The following is a 4,868-nucleotide window of genomic DNA, read 5'->3' on the forward strand; positions in this document are numbered from 1 at the left end:
AAACGTCTACCTGTCTTCCTTTAAAGCAAATACATAAAAAGCTGCACGCATAGTGCAGCTTTTTTGCAAAATTTTCTTGATTTTTCATGCTTTTCAACACAACAAGAATTTTCGAAATCCACGTGAAGCTTTTATAAGCGTGAGAAACAAGCTTCAAAATAAAAGATTTTTTTCAATAATTCTATTTTTTTATGTTTTTCCTTTAAAAAACTTCTTAAATGAAGTGTTGACTCCATCGATTATATATATGCCATTACAGCATAACAAATATGCGACTCTTGCTCTATTTTTTCCATTTAAGCCAAACGAATTTCGCAGAAAATATTCCCCTACGATCAACAACTTTTCTCAATGTGGAAAACATATCAATCTTACATCTCATGTAAGAGGGAGCATTATGCGGTTAACATTTCATCCACACACAATATGAGAGAATAAGTTGAATTCTCTGATACAAAGGGAATACCAACCTACCCAATGATCTATTCTCAACAAAGCAACACTCTCACCACTTCAATACCAGTATTTTAGTTTGAGTATACGAACACAATTTACATTCTAGATTAAATGTATCAAATAAATAATGAACATAAAATCTATGAATAAACAATGGTTTAACTGTACATGCTTCAAACAAAGAACAAAATTCTATAATCATGCGTTATTAATTCTTTTGTAAATATTTTATACAGATATCAAAAATCGTACCATTGCTTTCAATACAAGAAACCGACATAAAAAGTTTCATATTGAATGACCAAAATAGTCTTTTACAAATTGCGATATTAGAGCAAAAACTTCATTGGCTAATTATACGAAAAAATAAAATAGAAAATGCATTTTAATAAATATAAAAGCAAATTGTTTTATAAAAGAATATGACAAAAACTGATAAATCAACTTATGATCATGTATTTATGATTCAGATATTGAGTTCAATTTTGCACAATCATTTGAAAAAAACGATAAGATTAAAGTTTATGCGAAACTGCCTAAATGGTTTAAAATTGATACATCTCTTGGATCATATACTCCCGATTGGACTGTATTATTCGAGCAAAATGGGCAAGAAAAACTGTATTTTGTTGTGGAAAGCAAAAGAAGTATTTTCGAAGACATGTTGCGCGTTCTGGAAAAAGCAAAAATCCATTGCGGTCATGAACATTTCAAAGCTTTGGGAGAAAATACCCAATATATTGTTTCTGATAATTATAAAACTTTTATCGATCAAGCAATTCAAAAAGATACCACAACAACTTGAAAAAATGTTTGGGTTATGGAAACAACCCTCCCCTGTTTTTTATAAAATGCACCTTTTTCCTACTCTATAATTTACAAGCTCTTCCTTATAACCAATTTTAATTTTTATTAAACAATCAAGAAATTATCGAACATTTTTCAGAAAGAGCTGCACATTTAAGAAAAGAAAATTATAAACTATTGAGAATACATTTGATACCCAAACAATCATTTAAGCATAAAAAATGATATATAAACAAACATTGGATTTTTAAGTCAATAATTTGATTTATAAAGATTTTCACATTTTCCATGTTAAATAATAAATGCAAATGGAGCAGGCGTGCACGTTTGTGTAGGTTCTGCTTTTGCTCTCATGCAGATTGAGTTGACGGCAAATAGACTCCTCGATAAACTCATTGACATCAGCTTAACTGATGGCTTCATTTTGGAGGAAGAAGGGTTGTACACAAGGGGACCATCAGCGCTCCCAATCACATTTATCCCAATATCAAAACCACAGCCATCACAAACACATGTTAATTTTTAAAAGTCTGGGAATGGGGCGGGGACAATATTTTAAAGAATATCAACAGGGGGCATAATAATGCAAAAGAGAGATTCCTATACAAAAACAGAAAGGTATGTCATATATACCGTCATTATTTCCAGCATACTTCCTCTGCTGGACGGGAGCATTGTCAATGTCATCCTTCCTAACCTTGCGCATTATTTTTCAGTCGGAGAAAATAATATACAATGGGTTGTAACATCCTATTTTCTCGCCACCGTTCCAGGGCTGCTAATGGCCGCTTTTGTGCAAGGAAGAATAGGTATCAAAAGCACTTGGCTTCTTGCAAGCTTCATTTTTATGCTTGGATCACTGGGGGTAGGATTAAGCTATAATTTTCCAACTATTATATCTGCCCGTATCGTTCAAGGTTTTGGGACCGGTCTTTTGCTGCCCCTTAGCCAAACCATCATTGCCTTACAATTTGGACAGACACGAGTGCGCCAAGCCATGGGCACCATAGCCGTACCAACAGTTTTCGCTCCTGCCTTTGGTCCGCTGGTAGGCGCCTCGCTTGCTCAGTATGTGTCTTGGCGTTTGTTATTTTTTATCAATATTCCGCTTATTTTATTGGCACTCACCCTTGGAGCTAAACATTTAAAGAGCAACGAAACAACAAAAACAAAATTTAACTTATTTGCTTTTTTAGCGTTTTCCATCTCCCTTCTTTCGTTTTTTTATCTCACAGAAGCCAGAAATATCAATAACCACAACACCCTCTTTATCCTAGCGCTTATAGCCGTGATATCTCTCATATTATTCATTGTTTCTAATCAGAAAGCAAAAAACAAATTAATCGTCTTTAGCGGATTTCAAAATGCGCGCTATACATTGCTCATGATCATGGGGCTCGTTGCTTCATTTCTTTTTTATAGCTTCCTCGTTTATTTCCCACTAGCCGTTGCCATGGGAGGAAACTATGAAAAGAGCCTTCTCATCATCGGTGCCCTCCTTGCTCTGCAAGGAGTGGGTGCGTGGATTGGCAGGAAATTTATTTACCAAAAATGGAAAGAAAAATCTCCCTTTTTCATGATAGGAATTGGTTTAGTGATATCAAGCTTTGGGTTATTATGCTTCGGCTATAATATAAGCATGGATGGACTTGGATTCTTGCTAAGAGGCATAGGACTTGGCATCGCCACCATTGTCTGCCTTTCCGCCCCCATCCAATATGTCAACAGTTTATACGTCAAAGATACAGCCGTTATCACACGCATATTACAGCAAATAGGTGGTGCCTTAGGGGGTATATTCGCTGGCTTTTTGATCCATTCGCTGACAGAAGAATCCCTGTCCTTAAACCAAACATATATCGTATTCTTCATATTCTCTATCGCTACATTTTTACTGTTTTGCCTAGCCCTCCTCTTATCGCGTAAAGAGAAGAATTCCGATTTATGATATACTTTATTTGAACTCCCTAGCCATAACATTGGCAATAGCTTATAAAATCATACAGCATTTACCACTTTTCGAGAAACCAACACACTGAGACCTTGAACACAACCTTCATCATTTTTATGAAAGAACACTAAATCGATAAGCTCCTTAAGCTCTAAAATTGATCACCTCCAGTAACGTACGGTGTTTGTAATTTTATGATACCTCTGTGCTTTTAGATCCCTCTAAAAACCTCTTGAAATATGGGATTTTCTGATCAGACCTTTGCAAAGATCCACGAAATTAAGCACGCGTTTCAATGCGGAATAGTTCCATAAATGCGCTAACAGACGCCCTACAGAACCAGCATAGAATATAGAACCCACAATGCCCCCAAATGCTGACCATCTTCTGCCACGCATCGCGATGCAAAAAATCGCACTGTATTGCAAACTTGATAATGTTATTCGCCCCTTTTCAAAGTCATTGAATCACTATGCTTTCATAACAGCAATAGGTCCAAATGAAACTGAAGCGACAAAAACAGCTGGTAAAGCAGCATCTTCTCTCCATTTCATTGTTAACTGTCATAACAAATCTCCCCCGCTTTAATAAAAAAGCCCTCTCTCATTGAGAAAGAAATTTTAAAAACATTGAAAATCATGAAGCACGATGACAGACAGCAAACCATCTCTAAAAAGACTTTTTCTTGATTTTCACAGCGTACTCTTAGATTTCTCTAACATTTTCCTGCCTTTAAATTTTCCTTATAAGTTTTACGGACAAAAGAAGCTTTTCAGAACTCTTTTACACATAACTTCATTGCTTCAAGCTCCCTTACAGACACGATAAACGTTTATATTTCCATCTACCAAGTATGCGAGCTTCACAGCGGATATAATGAAAACAGTCTTTTTATAGAAAACCGTAAGCTTTAACGGAATAAACGAGATTTTAAACTAGCCTCCCGCATTACTCTATACCGGTTATGCAAATAAAGAGCGCCATCTACTTTTTCTGACAAGCAAAGAACACACACAACATTTAGTAACATGCCATTATTGAAATTCTTGTCACAAAACCTTCCGTTCAGGGATTATGCGCATTGCCTACTTCCTTCTCTCCAATAAACAATCTGCCAATAAAGAATGCTATTGCAGTTACGATAATACAAAATTATACTTCTGTTCTCATTCTATATTTTTCCAATTATCACGCATTATTCACCCCCTTCACTGTTATAACAATGAAAGGAAAAAAATTAAAACACAAGTCTTAACTCCGTAAAGAGAGAAAATCTGAGCTTAGATTTAATTCCTACAAAGCCTTTATGCGCGTAAATTACGTACCTATACGTTCTTCCCCTACCCTACTTAATTTTATAATAAGACAGCTCCGTATAAAAAACAGCACTATTCTTACATACCATAGCCATTATGTATGTTAGGATAGTGTAAAAAGCTGTTATTTCTCTATCTGAGCCGTAAAGCACTGCCCCCACAGATCATAGGCATAGGCTCGCTACCCCAAAAAGCTTGCTAGGTAAAAATCCCCCTTAGTATTTAGTGGTATAGATAGTTTGGAGTTCAAGGAATTGTTTGCAGTTTTTTGTTACAAAAAGTTGGCAGATTGTTTTGAGGATGAAGATATACAGGTACACATAGAACAAAGGGAGGGA

General features: G+C 35.6%; 4 protein-coding genes. All 4 read left to right on the top strand.

Translation table 11 applies throughout. The annotated features are described in order from the left end of the window. The first annotated feature begins 970 nt into the window (after nt 1–970). The 4 genes from ACFIMI_RS09425 (at nt 971) to ACFIMI_RS09440 (ending at nt 3,802) form a co-directional block, all read left to right on the top strand. Complete coding sequence (locus ACFIMI_RS09425; protein ID WP_375613885.1) at nt 971–1,261, top strand: hypothetical protein; 291 nt, start codon at nt 971–973, stop codon at nt 1,259–1,261. A gap of 321 nt (nt 1,262–1,582) precedes the next feature. Continuing rightward, nucleotides 1,583–1,789, top strand: a complete 207-nt coding sequence (locus tag ACFIMI_RS09430) for a hypothetical protein (protein WP_375692515.1) — start codon at nt 1,583–1,585, stop codon at nt 1,787–1,789. Nucleotides 1,790–1,846: 57 nt separating this feature from the next. Continuing rightward, nucleotides 1,847–3,211: an MFS transporter gene (locus ACFIMI_RS09435; protein ID WP_375612596.1), complete on the top strand. Its 1,365-nt coding sequence runs from the start codon at nt 1,847–1,849 to the stop codon at nt 3,209–3,211. A gap of 366 nt (nt 3,212–3,577) precedes the next feature. Then, on the top strand, nt 3,578–3,802 hold the full coding sequence (locus ACFIMI_RS09440; RefSeq protein WP_375638860.1) for a hypothetical protein: 225 nt from the start codon (nt 3,578–3,580) through the stop codon (nt 3,800–3,802). Nucleotides 3,803–4,868 lie beyond the last annotated feature (1,066 nt).

This window comes from Bartonella sp. AP4SXKL, assembly GCF_042195845.1.
In the GTDB taxonomy this organism is placed as follows: Bacteria; Pseudomonadota; Alphaproteobacteria; order Rhizobiales; family Rhizobiaceae; genus Bartonella.